The organism is Bradyrhizobium sp. P2_E8 (genome assembly GCF_056403875.1).
On sequence record NZ_JBFUES010001614.1, the window covers coordinates 1 to 999 of the forward strand.

Genomic DNA, 999 nt, shown 5'->3' on the forward strand with positions numbered 1-999 from the left:
GGCCTGTCCTGGGCCTTCGTCAACCTGCCCGGCGGCTTCCTGCCTGTCGACGACCAGGGCTTCGTCACCACCGACGTGCAGACGCCGTCGGACTCGTCCTACCCCCGCACCGAAGCCGTGATCGAGAAGGTCGAAAAATATCTGGCGCAGCGGCCCGGCGTCGACAACGTGACCTTCCTCACCGGCTTCAGCTTCTCCGGTCAGGGCATGAACACCGCGCAGGCCTTCATCACCTTGAAGGACTGGTCCGAGCGCGGGCCGAAGGATTCGGCGGCCGCGATCGTCGCCGACATCAACCGGGATCTGTCGTCGTCGATCCGCGACGCGAAGATCTCCGCGCTGCAGCCGCCGCCGATCGACAATCTCGGCAACTCCTCGGGCTTCTCGTTCCGTCTCCAGGACCGCGGCCAGAAGGGCTATCCGGCCCTGATGCGCGCCGCCGACCAGCTGATCGCGGAGGCCAATGCCAGCGCGGTGCTGCAGAAGGTCTATGTCGAGGGTCTGCCCGAGGCCGGCGTGGTCAATCTCGTGATCGACCGCGAGAAGGCCGGCGCCTTCGGCGTCACCTTCGAGGACATCAACAACACGATCTCGACCAATCTCGGCTCGAACTACATCAACGACTTCCCCAACCGCGGCCGCATGCAGCGCGTCGTGGTGCAGGCCGACGCCCGCGACCGCATGCGCACTGAGGACATCCTCAACTACAACGTCAAGAACAGCCGCGGCCAGCTCGTGCCGTTCTCCTCCTTCACCACGGTGGAATGGGCGCGCGGCCCGACGCAGATCGCCGGCTTCAACTATTATCCGGCGGTGCGCATCTCCGGCGAAGCCAGGCCCGGCTTCACCTCGGGCGACGCCATCGCCGAGATGGAGCGCCTCGCCGGCAAATTGCCGCGCGGCTTCGGCTATGAATGGACCGGCCAGTCGCTCCAGGAGAAGCTGTCGGGCTCGCAGGCGCCGTTCCTGCTGGCGCTGTCGGTGTTCGTGGTGTTCCTG

At 66.2% G+C, this 999-nt stretch carries 1 protein-coding gene; it reads left to right on the forward strand.

Going from position 1 to position 999, the window contains the following annotated elements; all coding sequences use genetic code 11:
- On the forward strand, positions 1-999 hold a 999-nt coding region (locus tag AC1D00_RS42730; protein ID WP_477014865.1), incomplete at both ends, for an efflux RND transporter permease subunit.